Source organism: Diplocloster hominis (assembly GCF_032380655.1).
Taxonomy (GTDB): domain Bacteria; phylum Bacillota; class Clostridia; order Lachnospirales; family Lachnospiraceae; genus Diplocloster; species Diplocloster hominis.
The window spans coordinates 35,162-60,815 of the sequence record NZ_JAWDIY010000024.1 but is presented as its reverse complement, the minus strand read 5'-3'; the positions used below and the strand labels follow the sequence as shown (position 1 = coordinate 60,815).

The window sequence follows — 25,654 nt, the reverse complement described above, 5'->3', positions numbered from 1 at the left end:
GAAACATCAGCTAACGGACCCGGCTTCGGTAACAGTATCAATTAAAGATATACCTATGAGGATTTGAAACTCTTTTATGTTTTCATAACCGGCCATCACCTCACCGTTTAAGATATACCTATGAGGATTTGAAACTTAATGTTGGCAGCATAATACAATGCTCCCCGGTCATCGTTTAAGATATACCTATGAGGATTTGAAACTTTATACCGATCGTATTGGTGGCTTGCCTGATCGTGTTTAAGATATACCTATGAGGATTTGAAACAAAGAATATGCAGCGGCTTTTGGCATGAGCGTCGAAGAGTTTAAGATATACCTATGAGGATTTGAAACATCGCAGCAGCAGAAGCATGTGAGGGCATCATCGATGTTTAAGATATACCTATGAGGATTTGAAACATAATCAAAGCATTCCACGGCTGATAGATATAAACGTTTAAGATATACCTATGAGGATTTGAAACATGGGCAAGAAGTCGTGACAATCATAAAGGGGAAAAGTTTAAGATATGAGGATTTGAAACTAAGATGGCCCGAAAGGGGCAAAAGAAGGCGGATCGTTTAAGATATACCTATGAGGATTTGAAACGATGTACAAATGGCCTCGTAAGTGTAACAATGATACAGGTTTAAGATATATCTATGAGGATTTGAAACTCACTTATCCAAGGTAACTGTGCAGCGTTTCCACCTGTTTAAGATATACCTATGAGGATTTGAAACTTCGCGGGTCCATACTATGGCCTTTGATCTTGAGACCGTCTAAGATATACCTCTGAGGATTTGAAACTGACGAAATGAAGGAGTGGGCGAACGAACATGAATGTTTAAGATATACCTATGAGGATTTGAAGCACGCAAACCTCACAAATATAAAACCTTTCGGTTACGTTTAAGATATATCTATTAGGATGTAAATCTCAAGTTTAAATCTCAAGTTTTGAAAGCACCAAGGGAATACAGATTTTCCCTTTTTCAGTATTACACAATTCATTTATAAAATCTCAAAAAGTATCAATTTTCCATTCCCATAACAAATAATTCCATTTCCTCACTTAACCTTCCCTATTACAATATAATCATCAAGCAAACTAAAAAACTATAAGAAGGCACAAACAAGGAGGAAACAAACATGAAATTGGGAAACTCCATTCCCTCAACTTATCTCACTCCATACAAGTATGGATTCCCCGTCCTTACCGGTTCCGGCCAATTGGACTCCTTCCATCAAAAATCAGTAGACATTCCCTTTGTGTTCTGGCATAATGGTCAGTTTTATATGATGTTTGTCGGCTATGACGGAATCGGATACCAGACAGGCATGGCTGTTAGTGATGACCTGCTGCACTGGGAGACAAAAGGAGTGATTCTCCCCAGGGATCATGCAGGACGCTGGGACAGTGTAGGCTGCGCGGGTACCTGGATCATAAAAGAAAGCAATTCCCTGAAAGAAACACCAACCTTGAAAAAAATAGAAGGACGGTACTGGATGGTATATCATTCCTACCCGGACAAAGGATATGAGGCAGGCCCGGCGAAGATCGGTCTGGCCTGGTGTGAAGATGAAAGTCTGATGGAATGGCATAAGCTTCCAGCCCCAGTATTTTCCTGGGAGGACGGTGAGGCGTGGGAGCAGGGAGGACTCTATAAAGCCTGCATTTTATCTATAAAAAACAAATATTATATGTTTTACAATGCCAAAACGCAGGATGAACGTTGGATCGAACAGACAGGACTTGCCGTGTCTGACGATCTGTTCCACTGGATAAGACATGATGGGAACCCGATTCTGAAAGTTACAGATGGCAGCTGGGACAGCAAATTTGTCTCAGACCCATATATAGTAGAAGATCAGGGGAAATATCTAAATTACTATTTTGGCTATGATTACGAACATGCCCGGGAAGGCCTGGCATTCTCAGAAGATCTGATTCACTGGGAAAAATGGAAAGAGCCAATTATTCCAAACGGTGCATATGGCAGTATCGATGCAATTCATGCGCATAAAGCTTCCATCCTGTGGTACAACGGAATTCTTTATCACTTCTATACAGCAGTAATGGAAGCCGATGAAACCTCTGCCACCAATATGAATGGTGAATTCCGCTGTATAACAGTAGCTGCTTCCGTACCCTGGCCTAAGTTTTCAAACAGATAATAATACGGAAGTAAATTGAAGAGATTATAACATATGCAAAAAAGGTAAAGCATAACAAAAATTTTTAGGAGATAGTGTGAAAGAAAGTAAATTAAGCCAAAAACGTGAGATAGATACAAAAAGAAGGCTCACATAGTGAACCGAATTAAGAATATTCCCACCTTGGTAAAACGAGGCGCACCTGCACACCAATAGCAAACGGGTGGGTGCATCTGATGTTGATGCCGGGATGCCTTATAATTAAGTCTATTGTAACACGAAAACTAGAAGGTGGAAACACTTTCATTACTATTTGTGCCGCCGCAAAGCGGCGGAATGTAGATTAAAATGAGAATCAGACATAGAAGAATAAAAGAATTAGGTATAGAAGCATAAAAATAAAACGAGAAACAAACATAAAAGCAGCTTTCTATATGATAGGAATATGTATCAAAAGTACAAAATTTCCATCTACAGTTATAATTTTTCCATTTATGACAAGCTGTCAAATGACTATGATAAGACTATCAAAACAGGAGGAGGAATTACGAAATGAAGAAGAGAAACTTATGGAAAAAGTGTATGGCTCTGGGAATGGCAGGAGTAATGTTGATGGGACTGGCCGCCTGCGGAAGTAAAACAGAAGAACCGGCCCAGACGCCGGAGGCATCCGAAGCTCCGGCGGCAGCTGCCGGGCAGAAGGATAATACGGCGGATGAAAACGAGCAGGCCACAACAGAGGAAAACGGCGGTTATACCATTAACTTCATGCTGGCGCAGTCCAGTTTCAAAGAAGAAGCCCACAACGCTATCAAGGAAAAGATGAAAGAAATGTACGACATCGACGTGGAATACGAAGTGATTCCGGATGCACAGTTTACAAACCTGTCCCAGGTGCGTCTGTCAACCGGGGAAGCTCCCGACGTGATTCATGTAAATGTTCCCGGCGCTTATTCCACCTATGACGCGGCGAACACTCTGGTAGCGCTGGACGATCAGCCCTGGATGGACCGGCTGGGTATGGATGTGGATCCCTTAAAAGATACGGATGGAAAACTCTACGGAATGCCGATCACCGGATTTTCAGGGGTTATGGCAGTGGTCTATAACAAGACAGTATTCAAAGAGCTGGGAATCGAAATCCCGAAAACCTATGATGAGTTCCTGAAAGCTCTGGACACCGTCAAGAATTCTGGAAAAGATATTACTCCGTTGTATCTTTCCTTCAAAGACACCTGGACCACCCAGATCGGGCCGATGATCTATTTCGCTAACGCGCTTAACGAAACGGGTGAAGATATCTACGCTAAATTAAATTCAAATCAGATGAAATTTACCGATATTCCGGAATACAAACAGGCTTTAAGCGATTTTCAAAAATTATTTACAGAAGGTTATGTAAATGAAGACTATATCGTTGGAACCTATGATACTTCTAAAGAAGAGGTTGCTACCGGCAAAGCCGCTATGATTATCCAGGGAGAATACGCGGTCAACGATATCGTGGCTAACTGGCCGGACGCCGAGATTGGCATGTTCCCGCTGCCCTATAACGATGTAGACAAAGTAATGACAGCAAAATACGTCTACGCTCTGGCGGTGCCACAGGAGGCGGAAAATGTGGACAATTCTCTGGACTTTATCAATAAATTGTCCCAGCCTGAATTCCTGTCCCTGTACCTGAATGCCAACGCCGTAAACTCCCCCTTCTCTGACGTAACCAGTGATAATGTGAACCCGATTCTCCAGGAAATGTATGATAACTATCTGAACAAAGGGGAATACGTAGTACAGGTCGGAGACATCCTTTCCAACTTCGGATCATTAAACGACGACATAATATTCCCGGCATACGCACAGCTGGCTTTGGGCGAAGATGTGGATGGATTGATCAAACAGATCGATGAAGGTATGCAGGAGTATGGTAAGAATCTGGGATTGGAAGGCTTCTGATTCATAGAAAAGAGTAATTTCTGAAAACAGAGAAATTCCTGAAAAAAAGCTAGACTTCGGAATAGGAACCGGCGCGGCCCCGCGGCCTGTGCCGGTTTTTTTAACAGGAGGAATCCATGAAAAAAAGAAAGAAAAGCAATTATAGTTATGCGATGGCAATGCCTGCCCTGATTGTATATTCGATCATGTTTATCATTCCCATGATTCTGTGCTTTGTCACCGCGTTTACGGATTGGAATGTGCGGAATCTGACCTCATTTTCCTTTCTGGGAATTGATAATTTTAAGAAAATATTCGGCGATCAGTATTTTTTGCTGGCGATTAAGAACACTTTGATCTTCGCTGTCGTCACCACGATATTTAAAGTACTGTTCGGGCTCTCATTGGCGATGGTTCTTACGAAACCTTTGAAGTCCAGAAACGTACTTCGGAGTTTATTCTACATGCCGGCCGTGCTGAGCACCGTGGTTATCGGACTGGTATTTACCGCGTTTTTCGAGATGGGCGGCATGTGGGATAAGTTCCTGGGACTGTTCGGCTATGCGGGAAAGCTGATCTGGCTGGGAAATGAGCACACGGCTATCTGGTGTGTCATAGCCACAGAGATCTGGCAGTGGTCCGGATTCTCAATGATGCTGTTCATCGCGGGCCTGCAGGGAATACCCACTGACTATTATGAAGCGGCCCAGATTGACGGCGCGTCCCCGATACAGAGATTCTGGAAAATAACAGTTCCGCTGCTGGCCCCCTCCTTTACGATTACGATTATCACGAATCTGATCGGCGGACTGAAAGTCTTTGACAAAGTGTATGTGTTGACCAACGGCGGCCCGGGTTACGCTACACAAGTGCTGGGAACCTACGTATACAAATCCTTCTCGGCCGGGTTCCTGGGAAAATCAAGCGCCATGAGCCTGGTACTGACCGTGATCGTCTGCGCAATTACGTTGCTGCTGAACCGGCAGCTTAAGAAAAGAGAGGTGGAGGCGTAATGTGGAAGAAAAAGTATCTGATTCCGGAAGTAATCATGATTCTGATTACCGCACTGATGATGTGTCCTCTGCTTATTATGGTGCTGGGTGCCTTCAAAGATCAGGTGGCCGCAGCCAGATTCGATCTGGCACTTCCAGACGCGTGGCATTTGGAAAACTTTGCCTTTGTTTTTGAAAAGGGAGGCGTGCTGCGCTCTTTCATCAACAGTCTGATTTTAACCGGCGGGGCAACCCTGTTTGGTGTGATATTCTCCGCTATGGCTGCTTTTGTTATCGCCCGAAAGGATAGTAAGGGGAGCCTGCGAATGTATAATTATTTCCTTTTAGGGATGATTGCGCCGCTTCAGATCATCACGACTTACGCGGTACTGAAGTTTCTTCATTTAAACGGGACATTTCCGGGTCTGATTATGGTCTACGTGGCTATCAATCTGCCGTTTAACATTTTCCTTTTCTGCAGCTTTATAAAAGGAATCCCCAGAGAACTGGATGAAGCGGCTTTTGTGGACGGATGCGGTCAGGGAAGACTGTTTTTCGGGATCATCCTGCCACTGCTGAAACCGGTAACGGCTACCAGCGTGGTGATACTGGCCATGAGCGTATGGAATGATTTTCAACTGCCGCTGTATCTTCTTAACACGCCGAAGAAGTGGACGCTGCCGCTGACCGTCTATAATTTCTACGGGCAATATTACAGCAGCTGGAACTATGTGTTTGCCGATTGTATTATTACGGCGGTGCCGATCCTGATCGTATATCTCTTCGCACAAAAATATATTGTGGCCGGGATGACCTCCGGCGCAGTGAAAGGCTGAGACATACGGAAATATTATACTAAGAGAGGAAGTAGGAAATGACAGAAAAGGAAAATGCAACAGCCGCGATTACACACTGCAGGGTAAATGACCTGATTCATCCTGTAGGAATAGACAACTGTGAGATTTATTTTTCCTGGAATGTAAGAACCGACATTCCGGATTTTACCTGGGATGCCTGCCGGATCAGAATCTATGTGGTAGAAAAAGAGATCTGGGACAGCGGATTACTGCATGGGGATTGCCCGGTGCGGGCACACTATACCCCCGCTTCGCTAAAAGAAAAAACACGGTATACCTGGCAGGTGAGTCTCTATTGGCTGGATCGATTGGTAGCGGAGTCCGACTGTTCGTCCTGGTTTGAGACGGGGATTTGTGAGGATTCCTGGAAATGCGGCTGGATAGGCTCCCCTTTTCCGGAGACACAGCACATGCCTATTTTCAGACGCAGTTTCGTACTCCAAAAGAAGATCAGCAGAGCCAGAGCCTACATAAGCGGAGTCGGACACTATGAGTTGCGGTGCAATGGAAAAAAGGTCGGGGATGATGTCCTGGAACCGGCCTGGACGAATTACGACAAGAGTGTATGCTACGCGGTCTATGAACTGGAAGACTATGTAATAACCGGAGAAAATGTGCTGGGTATTCTGCTGGGGAATGGGATGTATCATGTTCCGGGAGGCCGGTATACGAAGTTTCAGAACAGCTTCGGCCCGGTTGGATTCCTTTTGAGATTGGAAGTTCAGTATACGGATGGAAGCTGCGAAGCGCTGGTCAGTGATGGGAAGTTTCGCGCGGCTTTGGGACCGATTACTTTTTCATGCGTATATGGAGGGGAGGACTATGATTCCACCTTGGAGCATGAAGGCTGGGACTGTCCGGATTTTGAGGAAAATGAGGAATGGATTCCGGCAGTCCCGATCAGTGGACCGAAGGGAAGGATTGTATCCAGGAAATATCCACCGCTAAAAATCAGGGAAGATTTGGAGGCCAGGCGGATCGGATGGGAAGACAAAGCGCTGGTCTATGATACCGGCAGAAATCTATCCGGTTGGTTTAGGCTCCGGCTGAGAGGGCCGGAAGGCTTCAGAATCAGGGTGACCCCTTTTGAAATGCGGGACAAAGACGGCAGCCTATCCCAACAGTTTACAGGTACTCCTCATTATTACCAGTACACCTTATCAGGAGACTCGGAAGAGATCTGGGAACCGCGGTTTACTTATTATGGTTTCCGATATTTAAAAATCGAAGCGGCGGATCCGGACCCCGCAGGGAATTTTCAGAAGCAAATTGAGATTCTGGAGCTAAAAGGACGTATGATCTATCCGTGTTTGGAAAAAATCGGGGATTTTTCCTGTTCGGCCCCCATGTGGAACCAGATCCATGAGATTATCACAAGAGCGATTCTGTGCAACACCAAATCTGTATTTACGGACTGTCCCCACCGGGAAAAACTCGGGTGGCTGGAACAGCTTCATCTGATCGGCCCGGGAATCATATATAATTATGAGATCTACGGACTGTTTCGGAAGGTCCTGGCGGATATGCGGGAAGCACAGCTTGAGAACGGTCTGATCCCTGACACAGCTCCGGAATATATTAACTTTGATACGGAAGGGATTCATACCGGATTTCGAGACTCTCCCGAATGGGGAAGCGCCGGGATTATCGTGCCCTGGTATCTGTACTGTACTTATGGGGATACCGGTATTCTGGAAGAAAACTACGGGATGATGAGGCGCTATCTGGAATATCTCACTTCAAAAAGCCAATATCACATACTGCATCACGGATTGGGAGACTGGTGTGATTTTGGACTGAATCCGCCGTTTGCCCAGAACACACCGATTCCGGTGACGGCTACCGCGATCTATTATTATGATATCATTATTATGCGTCAGATCGCCTCGGTGCTGGGCCGGATGGAGGATGCCAGCTGCTACGGGACACTGGGAGAACAGGTGAAAGCCGCATTTCGGAGGGAATTTTTTGATGACCAGGGAATGCGCTATGCCACAGGAAGCCAGACGGCGAATGCCATGGCGCTGTTTACCGGCCTGGCAGACGAGGCGGATGTACCCGAAGTCCTTACGAATCTGGTGGAGGATATCAGGAGACGGGGATACCACAGCACCGGAGGGGATGTGGGTTATCCGTTCCTGGTAAGAGCTCTGGACAAGTATGGCCGGCAGGATATCATGGCAAACATGCTGAATCAGACAGATGCGCCCAGCTATGGATACCAGGTGATACATGGGGCGACAACGCTCTGTGAGGAGTGGAACGGCAACGATCCGGATCATCCCAGCAGTTCGCAGAATCATTTTATGCTTGGAGCCGCCGAAGAATGGTTTTACAGCGGCCTGGCCGGACTTAAATCCATACATGACCGGATGGATTTCGGGAAACCGGAGGATATGATACGGATAGAGCCGTATTTTGCCCCTCAGCTGACCTGGGTCCGGGCATGGCACCGTTATCCGAAGGGGAAAGTGGAGATATCATGGAAACGGACTCCGGAGAAAATTAAACTGTGTGTGTCGATACCGGCTGGAGCCAAAGGAATGCTTATATTACCGGTACAATATCAGATAGCAGGAACGGACAGTATAAATTCTTCCGGCTGTGAACATAGGAACGGGAAGATATGCAGGAAGCTGAAGAGCGGTGCCCATGAATTTTATATAGTTCCGGTGCCGGAGAGTGAAATAATATAACTCAGGTATTAAAGATTAAGTAATATCAAAGATTAAGTGAATCAAGGATAAAGTATTATCAAAAATTAGGGAATGTCAAGGATGAGTCATAAATAAAGGTGTAAAAGGAGAAGTACATGTTTCAGAGAGGATGTAAAGTAACCAGCGAAAGTTTCCAGAATCCCCCGGGGGAATATCGGGGAGCGCCCATGTGGGCCTGGAATACGGAACTGAATCAGGAGACGATGGAAGAACAGATGCGGTGCTTTGCGCGGATGGGCTTCGGCGGTTTTCTCATGCACACCCGGGTCGGGCTGGCGACGGAGTATATGGGGAAGGAATTCATGGACGGTATCCGCTTTTGTGTGGAACAGGCAAAAGAGCTGGGATTAAAATCCTGGCTGTACGACGAGGACCGCTGGCCGTCAGGATATGGTGGAGGCAAGGTGACCAAGGATGCCAGGTACCGAAGTAGATTTCTTCTGTTCACTCCATTTTCATACGAGAGCGGGAAAACAGGCCAAACAACGATTATGGCTGCATCGACAGCGGGGGCGGAGCGGACCGGACAGGGCAGACTTCTGGCCTGCTTCGATATCGAACTGGATGAGCGCGCCCGTCTGAAAGAGTATCATCAGATAGACCGGGAAGAACCAGCGGCCGGGACCAAATGGTACGCTTATCTGGAGACAGCGAAAGACAGTCCATGGTTCAACAACCAGGCGTACGTGAATACCCTCGATCCCCTGGCGGTTCAGCGGTTCCTGGAAGTGACCCATGAGAAATATGCTGCTGTGGTAGGAGGAGATTTCGGCAGCCAGATCCCGGCTGTTTTTACCGATGAACCTCAATTCGCGCATAAGACACGATTGGAACACGCAATGGATTTAAATGATCTGTTTCTTCCCTGGGCGGACGACCTGGAACAGACTTTTCAGGAGACTTATAACAGCAGTATTATGGACCGGCTTCCGGAGTTGTTCTGGGAGCTTCCCGGGGGCAGGATATCTAAGATCCGATACGAGTACCATGACCATGTGGCCGAGCGGTTTGCTCATGCTTACGCGGACACCTATCACGCCTGGTGCCGGCAGCATGGGCTGCTTCTTATGGGACATATGATGGAAGAGCCTACTCTGAACAGCCAGACAGCGGCTTTGGGGGAGGCGATGAGATCCTACCGATCGTTTGACATACCAGGAATCGATATGCTCTGCAACCGGTACGAATATACCACGGCCAAACAGGCGCAGTCCGCCGCGCACCAGTACGGACGTACGGCGATGATGTCAGAGCTTTATGGAGTAACCAACTGGGATTTTGATTTTCGGGGGCATAAGCTGCAGGGAGACTGGCAGGCTGCTTTGGGCGTGACGGTACGTGTACCCCACCTGTCCTGGATGTCAATGAACGGTGAGGCGAAACGGGATTATCCGGCTTCTATTTTCTACCAGTCCCCCTGGTATGAAGAATACACGCTTATTGAAACTTACTTTTCCAGAGTGAATCTGGCGATGTCTCAGGGAGTACCGCAAGTACATATTGGCGTTGTACATCCCATCGAGAGCTGCTGGCTGCACTGGGGCCCGAAGGATCAGACGGAAGATCTGCGGCTTGAGATGGATGAAGAATTCGAAACCTTCACTAAATGGCTGCTGTTCGGACAGCTGGATTTTGATTATATCGCGGAGTCACTGCTGCCGGAGCTTATAGATGAGCAGAAGCCGGGCCGGATCGGGGCCATGGAATACGATGTGATCCTTTTGCCTAATATGGAGACCATACGGAGGACTACGGTTGATTTCCTTATTAAATATAAGGCTGCGGGGAAACAGGTACTGTTTGTAGGAAATATTCCGGCCAGGATGGACGGAGAAGAAAATGCGCTGCTGCCGGAATACCTGTCGGCATTCCGGCAGATCCCGTTTCGAAGAGACCGATTGTATCAGGAGCTGGAGGATTACCGCGAAATTCGGATTACCGACCAGGATGGATCGGCGGCTGATGATCTGCTCTGCCAGCTAAGGACCGAAGGGGGGACACAGTGGCTGTTTATCGCCCACGGGAAACCGGGGAAAAATCCGGATATCCCGGTGAGGCGGATGCTGACGGTCAGAATCTGCGGCCGGCACTGTAAGGCGAGCAGGTACGATGCCTGGACAGGAGTAATCCAGCCGGTCAGGACAAGATTAGAAGGAAAGGATACGGTCCTGGAAGAAGAATTTTATAATCATGACAGCCTGTTATTCAGATTGGAACTAGATTCCGGCGGACGGAGAACAGCAGCACAGATGCGGGAGCAAGTACAGGAGATAGTACCGGAGCAAGCACAGGAGACAGTACCGGAGCAAGCACAGGAGACAGTACCGGAAATAACACAGGAGTTAGTACCGGGGATAACACGGGAGATAGTACCGGAGCAAACACAGGAAAATGCACGGGAGAGTACCCGCACTATCCTGGAGGATGAAGTGGTGCCTTATACTCTGTCGGAACCCAATGCGTTGCTGTTGGATCAGGCGGAATTTTCCCTGGATGGGGAACCGTATCGGACCAGGGAGGAGATCCTGCGGCTGGATAATGTACTGCGGCGGGAACTGGGCTGGCCTCTTCGTATGGACGCGGCCGCTCAGCCATATGTACTGAAGAAGAAGGCAGCGGAGCACACCGCCGGACTACGTTTCCTGATCCGCAGTGAAATCAGGGTGAAGGAGATAAGTCTCGCGGTGGAATATATAGATGGGCTTAATATCTTCTGGAATGGAGAGCGGATAGAGACCGGAACGGATGCGGGCTGGTATGTGGATCCGGTGTACCGTCTTTTCCGGATGCCGGAACTAAAGCAGGGGAATAACGTTCTGGAACTGAGGTATCCCTATGCGCCTCATGTGAATCTGGAATGGTGCTATCTGTTGGGCAATTTTGGTGTCCGGCTGAATGGAAGGCGTGCCGTGGTTTGTCCCATGCCTGAAAAAGTCGGTTTCTCTGATCTTACCACTCAGGGCTTCCCTTTCTACACCGGAAATATTACCTATCATCTAAGATGTCAAAGGAGAGGGAATGTCACGAAGATTCAGGTACCACATTACCGCGGAAGTTTGATGAAAGTTTCGTGTAATGGAGGGAAAGCCATGCCGTTGCTGTTTGCGCCATATATTCTGGAACTTCCACAAATGAAGACAGGGGAAAATGAGATAGCGGTAACTCTGTTCGGACACAGGGGAAATGGGTTTGGCGCGGTACATAACGCGAACCCGGAGTATGAGTGGTATGGGCCGGATTCCTATCGGACGGAGAAGGAAGAGTGGTGCTATGAGTACCGGCTGAAGCCTCTGGGTATTTTAAGCAGTCCGGTATTCCTGGATGGATAAAAGGAAGTTTCCGTGAAGGAAATTTAGGGAAGGAAATTTTATTAAATAAATATTGTTTAAAAATCCCGGGAACATGTATAATAGCGGTAAAGATATATCATTACCGGAAAGAAACTCCGGCTGAAGATGAGAAAGAAACGATAAGGAGAGTACGTTCATGACACAAATCTATACTGCGGATGAGAACCGATATGGGAAAATGGAATATAACCGGTGCGGGAATAGCGGAATTAAGCTGCCGATTATTTCCCTGGGCTTCTGGCATAATTTTGGAGTGCACAACGATTTTGACAATATGAGAAGGATGTGTTTTACGGCGTTTGATGAGGGGATTACCCATTTTGATCTGGCCGACAACTACGGGCCGTATCCGGGAAGCGCGGAAGAGAATTTCGGCCGTATACTGGCAAAGGATCTGAAGCCATACCGGGATGAACTGATCATCAGTACAAAGGCGGGCTATGAAATGTGGGACGGCCCTTACGGTAACTGGGGGAGCAAAAAGCATCTGGTCGCCGGTTTGGATCAAAGCCTGCTGCGTATGGGATGCGATTATGTGGATATTTTTTATCATCACCGGATGGACAGGGAGACACCTCTGGAGGAGACGATGGAAGCCCTGAACGGTATCGTTAAGAGCGGTAAAGCGTTGTATATCGGAGTATCCAACTATGATCAGGAATACACCGGGAAAGCTATCAAAATGTTAAGGGAGCTAAAATGTCCGTTTATCATCAACCAGAGAAGGTATTCCATATTTGACCGTACCATCGAAGAGGACGGAGTAAAAGATTACGCGTATGAAAACGGGATCGGCGTGATCGTATTCAGCCCTCTGGCCCAAGGGCTGCTGACGGACAAATATCTGCACGGAATCCCGTCGGACAGCAGAATAGCCAGAGATCCCCGGTTTTTAAAAGCAGACAGCCTGACGAAGGAACGGTTAAGTCAAATCGAGGCTCTTAATGAGATCGCCAAAGAGCGCGGACAATCGCTGGCACAGATGGCATTAGCCTGGACGGTGAAGGACGGCAGAATCTGCAGCGCATTGATTGGGGCTTCCTCTCCCGAACAGATTAAGGAAAATGCGGCCGGCATTGTGAATCATACATTTACGGAAGAGGAGATCAGGCAAATTGATCAGATCAGCTGCGGGACGAGCCCCCGGTTTACGTGAGACAGGGTGTCCCGGCTACTCCCTGATCCACAGCCACAGCTTCCCAAACCAGGAACGCTTGGCATACACGCTGCCGCGCAGCATCCCATATTTCTGTATCATGAATTCCAGTGAAAATTCCGGAAGCTGTTTCTCTCCATAACAGGCTTTCCGTGTATCTTCCAATATTTCCCCAAATATGCCGGGGGGCAGATCCGGATACTTGCCGGAGAGAATGAGTACCCATTCCTCATTCGGATACTCCGGTTTCTCTGTCAGACCATCCAGTACAAGCAGCCGGCTGATGCTCAGATACGTTTTTCGAATCCGGTCATTGACATCACTTTTACGAGTACCGAACCGGGCGTATGCCCGTAAGGATTTTAAGATTCCCAAACTTATGGCGGGAAGCAATAAGACACACAAAATGATCCAGCCAATGTATGGGACTACTGCTTTCCATAAACGGGAAGTTCTGCCCGCCAGATCAGAACCGCCATCCGTGCCATCCTCAGAGGCATCGGAAGCGGTGATGGGAGATGGTGTCGCCGAGGGAGTCGGAGTTGGTGTGGGTTCCGCTGTGTCCTGATTTTCAGGATTCGCGGGGTCTTGTGATCCATCACCAAGATTGATCTGTTCAAATCCAGGGGTAGCTTCGGCCACGAGCCATCCGACGTGATCGATGTAAACTTCCACCCAGGCATGGGCGTCTTCTGATGTGACAACTGCCTGATAAGTTCTGTTATCCTTCTCGCGGAATTCACTGGGAGAAACCCGGTATCCGGAGACAAACCGCGCAGGAATGCCGTTCATACGCAGCATCAGAACAGCAGTGGTTGCGTAGTGTACGCAGAAGCCTTTTTTATTCCGGTAAAAGAAATATTCGGCAAAATCTCTGCCTACCGGCACACGTCCGGGGGATGTATCATAAGTGGTCTGTTCCCTCAGAAGTGAGAGCACATTTCGTACCGTAGTAAAAGGGTCTGCCGAAGCCGTACGGGCGATATCATCCTGGAAGCGTTCCCGTACGTGATCGGGTACCTGCAGATAAGTCTTGTCAGCATAGTCGTTATACAGCCGTTTCATATCAGAATCTGCTGTTCCTTCAGCTTTTGCGCCGGGAGGGATATCATTCACTATAAAAAGAGGATTGTAATCTACAGTATAACTGGAGTTCTGATTACCGTAGATATAGGAATCCGCGCACAGGACCATGTCGTCCCCGTAATAACTGGCATAGGGCGTATAATAATAGGAAGGATCGGCGTTGATCAGTTCTACATCCATAGTCTGATACCGGTAGGAGTGATTCACAGCCTCCATATTCATATAATACGGAGGATAGGATATGTTCCTTATAAAGGCTCCCGGATTTTCAGCCGGGACAGAAGAGAAGTATTCCTGGAATCTGTCAGGATCAGCCGGGGCCCATCCCAGATTTGTATATTCCGCGCCGATATAGCCTTCCAGATAGATGTTAAATACAGGAGGTTCGTCTGTCAGAGTCAGCCTCAGGTGATTGCTCACCGGCCCTGCCAGATTGGATATCTGGGCCAGGTTTCCGGAACCTACCCCGCGCTCCGTATAAGAACTGCCGGGTTGGAAGGGATCGATCGCGGTCAGGTAACTATTGATGGTCCGCTTTACTTCCAGACGGTTTCCCAGGCTCTTTTCGATCAGCGGTGTCAGGAAGGCCAGTCCGATGGAAAGACTTAAGGCGATCATAAGCAGGGCAACCGGGCCGGTTTTCTTTTGAATATGGGTTTCCGTTGCGCGGTCCCGTTTTCTGCCGCCGCTTCTGACTGCGACAGAGAGAAGGGCAGATAAGAAAACCAGAATACCGGATGCGGTATCCGCGGATGTCCCCAGACAGAACGGCCAGAGGAAACCAAAGCCCAGAATCAGAAGATATGCATAACTGCGCTTCGCCCGAATAAGGCACCAGGAGAGCAGCGGACATAGCGGGAGACATACGGCTAACAACCCTGCCGTCCCGGAAAAAGACTGGATCTCGTTGTATAGGGGAGGCAGTGTATAAGAACTGCCAAAGTATTCATTTATCTGGGTCAGTATGGAACCTGCGATCCAGAAGAGTCCTTCCCGTACGGACTCTTCAAACAGCCAGAAGAATAGTAAATAGAGCAGTACGCCGGCAGGCAGCCAAAGACGCCATGCCGTATTAAAATAAAAGGTCAGACAGCCATAGAGCGATGCCAGGACCAGCACATATACGGTGAGCGGTACGTAAATGGGGATGGAAAAACAAGAGGCGGCTGTAAACAGCATCCCCAGAATACCCAGACACAGGATGACGGATAAAAAGAAATAATTTATAAAGGAACGGCGGCGGGGACTTTCTTCAAGTCCGGTATAAGAGGTATGGATTACGAGACCGTTCCAGGCTTTTTTGTTTTTAATTCTATATTTTTTCATAGGCATTATTAAAGATAAAACTCCAACGATTCCAGCTGGGTTTTTAGATCAGCCGGAGAAAATTCGGCAATTATATCGCCGTTTGTCATCAGTTCCAAATCCGTATTCAGAACCAGTATGCTGGCAAACCTCATATTCGGATAGGCGTCTTCATATTCGAACAGGGCATTCTGGCCAAAGGAAGAAATATCAGAGGACAGAAGCCTGCGTATCATTTCGTAAAAGGTTTCCTCATCTTTTACCAGACATCTGACGATTTCTCTCTCCACCCGATCCGGCCAGGCGATATAGTGGCTGCAGGAGAGTGAGAGCAGTGATGTGGAAAAGGAAACGGCCGTTTCCAACATACCGTTCCACTGTTCCGGTGTGGCCGGCCTGGCCTTTCCCTCCAGAAGCAAAAGGACAGCGGCCCCCACAGGCTGACTGAACTCTTTGACATACAGCTCGTCCTCGCGGGCACTTAACTTCCAGTGTATTCGTTCCGGCCGGTCTCCCGGCCGGTATTCCCTGATATCAAATATTTCAGAAGGATCATCCCCGGCCCGGTCCCTGGCGTATTCATCACTGTCCATCAGAAAATTCTGAATCTTATTTCCGGCATGAATAAGGACGGGATAAGCGGCGGGAAGGATGTAAACCTGGGCTGGCTGTTCTGCGCGTATGCGGAAAAAGAGAAACTTCAGGTAATCATAGATCCGGAAGGATTGAATCCGGATATCCAGCCGACCGCAGGTAGAAGGGATGATTCTATAGGTAACCGTTCTGTCAGATCTTCCGTCGATACTGGCTTCTATTTTCAAACGCTGCACCTGATCGGAATTACAGTATCTGCACTCCAGGCAGATCCGAATATACGACACCGGAAGGAGAGAGCGGTTTTGGATGCGCAGTTCCACTGGAATTTCCTCACCGCGTTCTGCCATGACAACAGGCGTACGGCACTCGGCCCGGATACAGCGGTGCAGATACCAGGACAACAGCAGGCAGAAAACAGGCAGAACCAGTTCACAGGCCAGAAGGGGGATACCCCCGGGCCACCGGAACATGATCTGCAGATAAAAAGTCCCTGCAAGCAGCAGTAAATAGATCAGGATACTCATGCAGATACCTCTTTTTCAGCGGTCTCTTTACGCCCGGTCTTTTTGGGAGTCGGCGAGGGGGTGTTTTTTAGGATATCCTGAATAACATCTTCTGTCCGTGTGTGACCCGCGCGTGCTTTGGCGTTTAGATGGATACGGTGACATGCCACATCCGGAAATACATAGGCCACATCCGCAGGTATGCAGAAATCCCTTCCGTCCAGATAGGCGGTGGCTTTTGCCATTTTAGCCAACGCTATGGTACCTCTGGGGCTTAGGCCTGTCTGAATCAGCGGATGGGTTCTGGTGGCGGTGATCAGCCTTCCAATATAATTGTACAGTACGTCATGTACAAATACGGCCTGCACTTCACCCTGCATTTGGATCAGCATGTCCGGGCTGATTACCGGTTGTATTTTCTCATAAGCTTTTTTGTCAAAGGTTCCTTTGACGATCTCAATTTCATCCTTGATGTCAGGATAACCCATGGTGATACAGATAAAGAAACGGTCCAGCTGGGACTCCGGCAGCATCTGGGTGCCCGCGGAGCCAAATGGATTCTCCGTGGCAATGACCACAAACGGATCAGGGACCGGATGGGTCACCCGGTCTACCGTGACCCTGCCTTCCTCCATGACCTCCAGCAATGCGGATTGGGTTTTGGGAGAGGCCCGGTTGATCTCATCGGCCAGAAACAGATTACACATGATGGCTCCCGGCTGGTACTCGAACAGGCCGGTTTCCTTCTGAAACATCGTAAAACCTGTGATGTCCGCTGGCAGGACATCCGGCGTAAACTGAACCCGGTGCTGGAGCATACCCATGCTTCTGGAAAAAGCTACGGCCATGGTGGTCTTGCCGACACCCGGGATATCTTCTATTAATATGTGTCCTCCGGCCAGGATGGCGGACAATACTTTGCGGATACAGTCGTCCTTGCCGATGACGGCTTTTTTCACTTCATCCATAATCTGAACAGCGGTACTGCTGGTAACTGGCATATCGGTTCATCCTTTCTGGTTAGTTGCCTGTTGTGTTACGGCTTCCTTTGTCTATTCTTACAGCATTGATCCGGAGATCAATAGTCATTCGTTAATAAGATTATAGCATGCTTGTTTACAGTTATCATATACTTTGGAGCCAGGTTCAGGTCAAGAAAGTTTTTATTAATGTTTTGTGAATATTGATAAAGTTTTAACAATCGAACGAAATGGGACATGTCCATTTCGATTTGTTCCTTTTCATTTGTGCGATATCTGTATCATTTTTGAGGTAGCTGTATCATTTTTGAGTTAGCTGTTTCAATTTTGAGATAACTGTTTCATTTGTGGTTTATGCTTCATTTGTGGCTTATGTTTCATTTGGCTTATGTTTCTGATAGAAATGCAGATTATTTTACCGATTATTTTCCAGCAGAACCATTGAAATCAATCAGAAAGCAATTTATAATAACTAGGATAAGGTATACACGTATTATAAACTAACTCCCCATACAGTAACGCATACGGAATAGGTGAGGGAGGAAAGGAGCCTATAAGGATTCTAACATGACAAAAGAAGAATTGGCACTGGAAATCGTAGAACGTTTAAAAAAGGAATACCCGGATGCAGGATGTACGCTTGAGTATGCTCCGGATCAAGCGTGGAAGCTTCTGGTAAGTGTCCGCTTGGCGGCACAGTGTACGGATGCTAGAGTGAACGTGGTGGTTCAGGATCTGTATAAAGAATTCCCTGACGTGGAAGCTTTGGCGAATGCCCGGGTGGATCAGATCGAGAAAATCGTGAAACCCTGCGGCCTGGGCCATAGTAAGGCCAGGGATATAAACGCCTGTATGAGGGAACTGAGGGATCTGTATGGCGGTAAGGTGCCCGATGATTTCGATGCGCTGTTAAAGCTTCCGGGAGTTGGGAGAAAAAGTGCGAACCTGATTATGGGGGATGTGTTTGGCAAGCCGGCGATTGTGACCGATACGCATTGTATCCGCCTGGTCAACCGGATGGGCCTCGTGGACCAGATAAAGGAACCGAAGAAAGTGGAGATGGCCCTTTGGAAACTGATCCCCGCTGAAGAGGGCAGTGATTTTTGCCACAGGCTGGTTTATCATGGAAGAGATATCTGCACGGCCCGGACAAAGCCCCATTGTGAAAAATGCTGTCTGGCGGATATCTGTGTCAAAGCCGGAGTATAATTAAAGTAACGTCCGATTGAAATGAAAAAAAGTTAAAAGTGCTGGAACTTGACAAAAACATAAAATCCGATTATGATAGGCGTATCTTATTTGAAACTCTGTTGACGGCAGCAGTCAGACAGAAGCTGGCAGAGACGCAATATCATATAGAATGAACGGTAGTGAAAAAGAGGAGTACGTATTACACGCCTGTCAGAGAGGACGGTCCATAGGCTGGAAGGCTGTCCGGGAAACGGGATACGGAAGGTAGCTTTGGAACCGGAAGGCTGAACCGCGCTGATGCAGTAAGTCTTACCCGTCTTGTCCGCGTTAACAGACAGACTGAGATATATGCCGTGCCGCGGCATATAAGATAAGGTGGTACCGCGAGACATTCGCCCTTTGCTTTGTGCAGGGGCGTTTTTTTATTTCATTACCAAAGTGCTCCTATGAAATAAAAACGCTCCGCGGGGATCGCACTACGGCGGAAAGGAAGATGCCGCTTACGCGGCCCGCCGTAGGCGGAGAGTTTCGCTTGCGAAACTCTATTATATTTCGTTGGAAAGTGCTCATAGCGAAAAAAATGAACGGTTACGTTACGTAATAAGAGAAGGGAGAAACCAATGAGTAAAGAATTAAGCAAGACCTATGATCCGAGGGATATTGAGCCCAGATTATACGACAAATGGGAGACCCGCAAGTATTTTCACGCAGAGGTGGACAGGACCAAAAAGCCATTTACCATCGTGATGCCTCCGCCCAACATTACCGGCCAGCTGCATATGGGACATGCGTTGGATAATACCCTGCAGGATATTCTGATCCGCTATAAGAGAATGCAGGGTTATAATGCGCTGTGGCAGCCCGGCTGCGATCACGCCAGTATCGCCACCGAGGTCAAGATCACGGAGCAGCTGAAAAAAGAGGGAATTGACAAGGAAGATCTGGGCCGGGAGAAATTTCTGGAAAGAGCCTGGCAGTGGAAAGAGGAATACGGCGGACGGATCGTCAGCCAGTTAAAGAAGATGGGTTCTTCTGCGGACTGGGACAGAGAGCGCTTTACTATGGACGAGGGCTGTTCCAAAGCGGTGGAAGAAGTATTCCTGAAATTCTATGACGAGGGATTTATCTATAAAGGGAACCGGATCGTCAACTGGTGCCCGGTCTGCCAGACGACCATATCCGATGCGGAGGTGGAACATGAGGAACAGACCGGTCACTTCTGGCACATCAAATATCCCATCGTGGGAAGCGATGACTTCGTAACGGTAGCTACAACCAGGCCGGAAACCATGCTGGGGGACACCGCCCTGGCGGTTCATCCGGATGATGAACGCTACAGCCATCTGATCGGCAGGACCGTAATTCTGCCGCTGATGAACAGAGAGATCCCTGTCGTGGCGGACAGCTACGTGGACAAGGAATTCGGTACCGGAGTGGTAAAGATTACGCCGGCCCACGACCCGAATGACTTTGAAGTCGGAAAACGCCATGACCTGCCGGTGATCAATGTGTTAAACGACGATGCCACCATCAATGAAAATGGAGGCAGATATGCCGGGATGGAACGCTATGAAGCCCGGAAGCTGATCGTCAGGGAGTTAGAGGAACAGGGCCTTCTGGCGAAAGTGGAAGAGCATGTTCATAATGTAGGAACTCATGACCGCTGCGGGACCACCGTAGAACCCATGGTAAAACAGCAGTGGTTCGTAAAAATGGAGGAGCTGGCGAAGCCGGCCATCGAAGCGTTGAAAACGGGAGAGCTTCAGTTTGTACCCGACCGGTTTGACAAGATCTACCTTCATTGGCTGGAAAATATCCGTGACTGGTGTATCTCCAGACAGCTGTGGTGGGGACACCGGATACCGGCCTATTACTGCGGCCAGTGCGGGGAGATGGTAGTGGCAAAAGAAGCGCCCGGGGTCTGCCCGAAATGCGGCAGTACGCATTTCACACAGGATCCGGATACTCTGGACACCTGGTTCAGTTCAGCGCTGTGGCCCTTCTCCACACTGGGATGGCCGGAGAATACAGAAGATTTGGACTACTTCTATCCGACGGATGTACTGGTGACCGGATATGATATCATCTTCTTCTGGGTAGTCCGCATGGTATTTTCAGGCTATGCACATACCGGGAAATCCCCGTTCCACACGGTGCTGATCCATGGGTTGGTGAGGGATTCGAAAGGCCGTAAGATGAGTAAGTCCCTCGGAAACGGTATTGACCCGCTGGAAGTGATAGACAAATTCGGAGCGGACGCCTTAAGGCTTACTCTTGTGACCGGAAATGCGCCGGGTAACGATATGAGATTTTACTGGGAGCGTGTGGAATCCAGCAGGAATTTTGCCAACAAATTGTGGAACGCAGCCAGATTTATCATGATGAACCTGGAGGACCGGGTAATCGAGACGCCGGAAGATTTCCATCTGAAACTGGCGGACCGCTGGATCTTATCGAAAGTAAATACTCTGGCAAAAGAAGTCACCGATAACATGGACCGGTATGAACTGGGAATCGCTGTTCAGAAGGTATATGATTTTATCTGGGATGAATTCTGTGACTGGTATATCGAGATCGCCAAGTACCGGATGTACAGCAGGGAATACGACGAGGACTCCGCGGATTACGCGCTGTGGACCTTAAAGACAGTATTGACGCAGGCATTAAAATTACTGCATCCGTTTATGCCGTTCATTACGGAGGAAATCTTCTGTACACTGCATCCGGATCAGGAATCGATCATGATCTCCGACTGGCCGGTATATCAGGAAGGATGGAACTATGCGGTGGCCGAAGATATGATGGATGCGGTGAAGGACGTGGTCAGAGGTATCCGGAATGTGCGCGCAGATATGAATGTTCCGATGAAGAAAAAGGTACGCGTATTTATCGTTTCCGATAACCGTAACACCTGCGAGATGTTTGAAGCGGTGAAGAGCTCCTTTAAGATTCTGGTAGGCGCCAGCAAGATACGTGTCCAGACGGATAAAAGAGGAATCGGCGAAGACGCGGTATCCGTAGTGACTCCGAAGGCGACCATTTACATGCCGTTAGAAGAACTGGTGGATATGGAGAAGGAGAAGGCCCGTCTTACGAAAGAAAAAGAACGGCTGGAAAAAGAGCTGTCGAGAGTGAAGGGGATGTTGAGCAACGCGAATTTCCTGAACAAAGCGCCTGAGCATAAGATAAACGAAGAAAAAGAAAAGCTCAATAAATACGCGCAGATGATGGAGCAGGTTGTGGAGCGTTTGGCGTTCTGGAAATAAAGATGGAGTCAAAAGTATGAAAAAAGAATCGATCGTAACCGTTATGAACCGGCTGTCGTTACTGTTCCAGGCAATTTTATCACTTCTGGTCTATTTTATCATTGAGGCAGCTTCCAGGCATTCCGCGGCGGCTGCCTGGGTGTTCATGACGAAGAGTCCGCTGGTATTTCTATATAATGCGTTTATGGTTTTTATGACGCTGATGTTCGTATATCTGTTCCGAAGGAGAACTTTTGTGCGGGCTTTGATTGCCGGGCTCTGGCTGATTCTGGGGATCGTCAACGGTATCGTCCTGGCTAACCGGGTGACACCGCTGACGGGGCCCGATTTCAAGCTGATCTTCGACGCGGCAGAGGTTCTGGGAGCCTATATGAGTCCGCTGAAAGTAATCGGAGCGGCAGTTGGTTTGGCGGCTGTAGTGGTGGGACTGGTGATCCTATACCGGAAAGCGCCGAAGTTTCAGGGGAAAATGCATTATTTGCGAAATGTCGGGATGGTGGCTTCGGTCTGCGTCCTTTTTGGACTGGCTACCCATTTGGCGCTGAACAACCGGATTCTGTCGTCCTACTTTGGAAATATAGCGTTCGCCTATGAGGATTATGGGTTTCCTTACTGTTTTACCAGCACCCTGTTTGGAACCGGGATGGATGCGCCCCACGATTATTCGGACAAATCCATCCGTAAAATTCTGGCCAGCGAGGGTGATGTAAAAGAAACCATGCCGGGTGATATGGATTTCCCGAATATTATATTTGTACAGCTGGAGTCTTTTTTTGATCCGAAGGAAGTGGAGTTCCTGGAAATGTCAGAAGATCCGATACCGAATTTCCGCGATTTGATGCAGAAATATTCTTCCGGCTACTACAAGGTGCCATCCGTTGGGGCAGGGACTGCGAACACGGAGTTCGAGACGATTACCGGTATGAATCTGAGAGATTTCGGACCGGGAGAGTATCCTTATAAGACCATCCTGCAGGAAACTACCTGTGAAAGCATGGCTTATGTTCTGAAAGAGCTGGGTTACGGCACGCATGCCATTCATAACAACACGGCCAGTTTCTATGACAGGCGGGATGTATTTTCCAAGCTGGGGTTTGATACATTTACCTCCAGGGAAATGATGGACATCAAAGAGTTGACGCCCAATGGCTGGCCCAAGGACGAGATCCTGGTGGATTGTATTCTGGATGCGCTGAAGTCAACTCCGGAGCCGGATTATGTATTTACCATAACCGTCCAGTCTCACGGAGACTATCCGGAGGAGCCGCTGCTTGAGAATCCGAAGATCAAAGTCAGCGGACCGGACACGGAAGGCCAGAGAAACGCATGGGAATACTATGTGAATCAGATCTATGAGGTGGATGCCTTTATCGGCCATCTGGTGGAAGCGCTGGAAGCATACGCAGAGGACACCGTACTGTTTCTGTATGGGGATCATCTGCCTACCATGGGTCTTAAGGTAAATGAGGTCAAAAGCAGGTACTTGTTCGAAACGGAATATGTAATCTGGGATAATATAGGACTTGAGAAAAAAGACCAGACGCTTACGGCCTATCAGGCGGGGGCAGAGGTGTTAAAGCAGATCGGGATTCAAAAAGGGACTATATTTACCTATCATCAGACCCGGAGAAAAACCAAACATTACCTGGTGGACCTGCAGGAACTGCAGTATGATATGCTGTATGGGAAGCAGTATGTGTACGGGCAGGAGAGTCCTTATGAGCCCACGGATCTGCAGATGGGTGTGAAGCCCGTGATGATTGATCAGGTGTTTGTGGGACATAATGGGAAAGTTTATGTCCGGGGTGAGAATTTTACCGAGAACAGCAGGATCGTGATTAATGGAGAGCAGGTGGAGACACTGTTCATTAACTCGGGGGTATTGAGACTGTTGGATGCAAAGCCAAAGTCTGGTGATCTGGTGCAGGTGCAGCAGGTCAGTTCGAAGAACACTATACTGTATTCTTCCGGGGAGTGGGCATATCGGTCTTCCAGGTAGATGGATAATCCAAATGATAGGGTAATTTTGTATTACGATTTCCTTTTGCGGAATTCACTTGTCCTTGCGTCAAAAATACAGCTTCGCTTAAATCTGCATTACTAAAGTTAGCATCCCTTGTGTCAGCTCCTAAAAAAATTGTTCCATTAAAAAGGCTCTTTTCAAAATTTGCTGCTATTAAAAGCTTTGTGCTAAGGTCTGCACCGCTCATGTCCTGTCCCTTGAAATTGCCTCCAAGAAAATTAGCCGGGACTTTTTTCTTTTCACTATGAATACTTTGCAAAAGCAGCTTACACACTTGTTTTAAAAAATGATTCGCCCTGAGTCTGTATTGCTCCAAATCTACAGATAAGATACTATTGGGGCGGTAATGGCACATTTTTATATTTTCCTCAATCAAACACTGAATGGATTTTACTAACGGTTTTGCAGAAATAAGCGACATTGCTTCTATCAAATAATATCTGATTTGATAAAGCTGAAATACAATTATAAAAACATCAAAAATTTCTGTTGATTGGTTTGGGATGTCATTCCAAGTCTTACCTTGATAAATAACTTGTGTTACCTGTTGTCCGGCACCGAAACAGTCATAACCGATACAACCCTTCATTTTCTGCTTTTCAAGCTGCGAATGTATTTTACATCGGTAGTCTTTTAACAAATTGGTACAAGGCTGCCCTGAATCTTTATCTTTTGGAAAGCCATCAATTTTTGAAAAATACAGAGCGGTACAACACAATCCTGAACATTTTGAACAATCCGACTTCATATGTTCCCATATTTTATCATTTCTTTCATGTATCATCATATATTTTTAGCTCCTGCAACTTTTGATAAGCCGTTCTGCTTAACTTTCCGATCAATGGGAACGGATAGGGCTGTTACATCAGTTCTATTGCCTTACTGTAAACGAAACATGTTAGTGAAACTTTGCCTTTCGGCATTACCAATACGACTTCTTTTTCTTCCATTCTTTTAAATCCTCTATGCTCATAAAACTGATATGTACATGCATCATCAGTATAAAGAAAAAGTGTTTTTCCTTTTTCTTTTTTTTCCAGGGCATTAAGCAAAGCTGTACCGATGCCCTTTATTTTGCAATCGGGGTCTGCGGCGAGAAATATAATTTCACCATCAGGCGTATTAGATTTCAAATAGTGTGCTAACTGTTCTTTTGTGGTCTCTTCATAGAGACCTGCGCCGCCCTTAAAGAAAGACTTTAGTATCACATCAACAAATTTGACGTAGATTTTTTGCAGTAAGCTCTGCTGTTTCTTTTCTTCGCCTTTCATTTCTGCCAATAAAACACCCACAAATTCACCGTCCGCATATGCCGCCAAAATTTGTGTTGCACGATTGATTTCAAGATACCAAAAATATCGGCCGTAAGCATTAAGCAGAAATTTGTTGTTCAAATACCAGTCAAAGTGCATTCCCTTAACAGCAAATTGAATGGCTTTTTTATAATCTTTTTTTCGTATGTCTTTAATTTCTATATTCAAAACGATACCTCAACTATTTTTGATTTGTGGAGTGCGTCTTATCCGCCTAAGCGGAATCTTCTTGTTCCTTATACTCTA

15 protein-coding genes, 1 CRISPR repeat array and 1 other annotated feature (1 of these 17 only partly in view) are annotated in these 25,654 nt (G+C 47.5%); of the genes, 10 read left to right on the top strand and 5 right to left on the bottom strand.

All coding sequences use genetic code 11. The features are described from left to right. Nucleotides 1-467: a CRISPR direct-repeat array (repeat unit 30 nt; unit sequence GTTTAAGATATACCTATGAGGATTTGAAAC); it reaches 1,542 nt to the left of the window's first position. A 668-nt stretch (nucleotides 468-1,135) separates the two neighbouring features. The 7 genes from ABC831_RS19165 (at nucleotide 1,136) to ABC831_RS19135 (ending at nucleotide 13,144) form a co-directional block, all read left to right on the top strand. Beyond that, nucleotides 1,136-2,161: a hypothetical protein gene (locus tag ABC831_RS19165; RefSeq protein WP_343249677.1), complete on the top strand. Its 1,026-nt coding sequence runs from the start codon at nucleotides 1,136-1,138 to the stop codon at nucleotides 2,159-2,161. 531 nt (nucleotides 2,162-2,692) lie between these two features. Next, on the top strand, nucleotides 2,693-4,093 hold the full coding sequence (locus ABC831_RS19160) for an ABC transporter substrate-binding protein (RefSeq protein WP_343249676.1): 1,401 nt from the start codon (nucleotides 2,693-2,695) through the stop codon (nucleotides 4,091-4,093). A 116-nt stretch (nucleotides 4,094-4,209) separates the two neighbouring features. Continuing rightward, nucleotides 4,210-5,085 (top strand): carbohydrate ABC transporter permease, encoded by an 876-nt coding sequence (locus ABC831_RS19155; protein ID WP_343249675.1) that lies wholly within the window; start codon nucleotides 4,210-4,212, stop codon nucleotides 5,083-5,085. Further along, nucleotides 5,085-5,900 (top strand): carbohydrate ABC transporter permease, encoded by an 816-nt coding sequence (locus tag ABC831_RS19150; protein WP_343249674.1) that lies wholly within the window; start codon nucleotides 5,085-5,087, stop codon nucleotides 5,898-5,900. Before ABC831_RS19155 ends, ABC831_RS19150 begins: the two co-directional genes overlap by 1 nt. A 38-nt stretch (nucleotides 5,901-5,938) precedes the next feature. After that, nucleotides 5,939-8,617, top strand: coding sequence for an alpha-L-rhamnosidase (locus tag ABC831_RS19145; RefSeq protein ID WP_343249673.1), 2,679 nt, complete (start codon nucleotides 5,939-5,941; stop codon nucleotides 8,615-8,617). 116 nt (nucleotides 8,618-8,733) lie between these two features. Continuing rightward, nucleotides 8,734-11,967, top strand: coding sequence for a glycosyl hydrolase family 2 protein (locus ABC831_RS19140; protein WP_343249672.1), 3,234 nt, complete (start codon nucleotides 8,734-8,736; stop codon nucleotides 11,965-11,967). Nucleotides 11,968-12,124: 157 nt separating this feature from the next. Beyond that, nucleotides 12,125-13,144: an aldo/keto reductase gene (locus tag ABC831_RS19135; RefSeq protein WP_343249671.1), complete on the top strand. Its 1,020-nt coding sequence runs from the start codon at nucleotides 12,125-12,127 to the stop codon at nucleotides 13,142-13,144. 15 nt (nucleotides 13,145-13,159) lie between these two features. On the opposite strand, the gene ABC831_RS19130 is transcribed toward ABC831_RS19135, so the two are convergent. From ABC831_RS19130 to ABC831_RS19120, 3 genes are read right to left on the bottom strand one after another with little or no spacing between them, the layout of a single operon-like run. Continuing rightward, nucleotides 13,160-15,556 carry a transglutaminase-like domain-containing protein gene (locus ABC831_RS19130; RefSeq protein WP_343249670.1) on the bottom strand — a complete coding sequence of 799 codons (2,397 nt, stop codon included), beginning with the start codon at nucleotides 15,554-15,556 and terminating at the stop codon, nucleotides 13,160-13,162. An 8-nt stretch (nucleotides 15,557-15,564) separates the two neighbouring features. Further along, complete coding sequence (locus tag ABC831_RS19125) at nucleotides 15,565-16,656, bottom strand: DUF58 domain-containing protein (RefSeq protein ID WP_343249669.1); 1,092 nt, start codon at nucleotides 16,654-16,656, stop codon at nucleotides 15,565-15,567. Further along, nucleotides 16,653-17,636 carry an AAA family ATPase gene (locus tag ABC831_RS19120; RefSeq protein ID WP_343249668.1) on the bottom strand — a complete coding sequence of 328 codons (984 nt, stop codon included), beginning with the start codon at nucleotides 17,634-17,636 and terminating at the stop codon, nucleotides 16,653-16,655. Before ABC831_RS19120 ends, ABC831_RS19125 begins: the two co-directional genes overlap by 4 nt. 546 nt (nucleotides 17,637-18,182) lie before the next feature. Between ABC831_RS19120 and ABC831_RS19115 the strand changes: the two genes are divergently transcribed. The 3 genes from ABC831_RS19115 (at nucleotide 18,183) to ABC831_RS19105 (ending at nucleotide 24,071) form a co-directional block, all read left to right on the top strand. After that, the gene (locus ABC831_RS19115; RefSeq protein WP_343249667.1) at nucleotides 18,183-18,824 is read left to right on the top strand and encodes an endonuclease III domain-containing protein; all 642 of its coding nucleotides are present in this window, start codon (nucleotides 18,183-18,185) and stop codon (nucleotides 18,822-18,824) included. A 152-nt stretch (nucleotides 18,825-18,976) separates the two neighbouring features. Beyond that, nucleotides 18,977-19,209, top strand: a binding site (T-box leader). A 217-nt stretch (nucleotides 19,210-19,426) separates the two neighbouring features. After that, the gene (locus ABC831_RS19110) at nucleotides 19,427-22,072 is read left to right on the top strand and encodes a valine--tRNA ligase (protein WP_343249666.1); all 2,646 of its coding nucleotides are present in this window, start codon (nucleotides 19,427-19,429) and stop codon (nucleotides 22,070-22,072) included. A 16-nt stretch (nucleotides 22,073-22,088) separates the two neighbouring features. Further along, nucleotides 22,089-24,071, top strand: a complete 1,983-nt coding sequence (locus tag ABC831_RS19105) for an LTA synthase family protein (RefSeq protein ID WP_343249665.1) — start codon at nucleotides 22,089-22,091, stop codon at nucleotides 24,069-24,071. Here ABC831_RS19105 and ABC831_RS19100 read toward each other — a convergent pair. Together ABC831_RS19100 and ABC831_RS19095 are read right to left on the bottom strand one after the other, a co-directional pair. Continuing rightward, a complete protein-coding gene (locus ABC831_RS19100) occupies nucleotides 24,025-24,882 on the bottom strand; it encodes a pentapeptide repeat-containing protein (RefSeq protein WP_343249664.1) in 858 nt (285 codons plus the stop codon). The two genes, ABC831_RS19105 and ABC831_RS19100, sit on opposite strands and share 47 nt — an antisense overlap. A 73-nt stretch (nucleotides 24,883-24,955) precedes the next feature. Then, nucleotides 24,956-25,576 (bottom strand): GNAT family N-acetyltransferase, encoded by a 621-nt coding sequence (locus ABC831_RS19095; protein ID WP_343249663.1) that lies wholly within the window; start codon nucleotides 25,574-25,576, stop codon nucleotides 24,956-24,958. Nucleotides 25,577-25,654 lie beyond the last annotated feature (78 nt).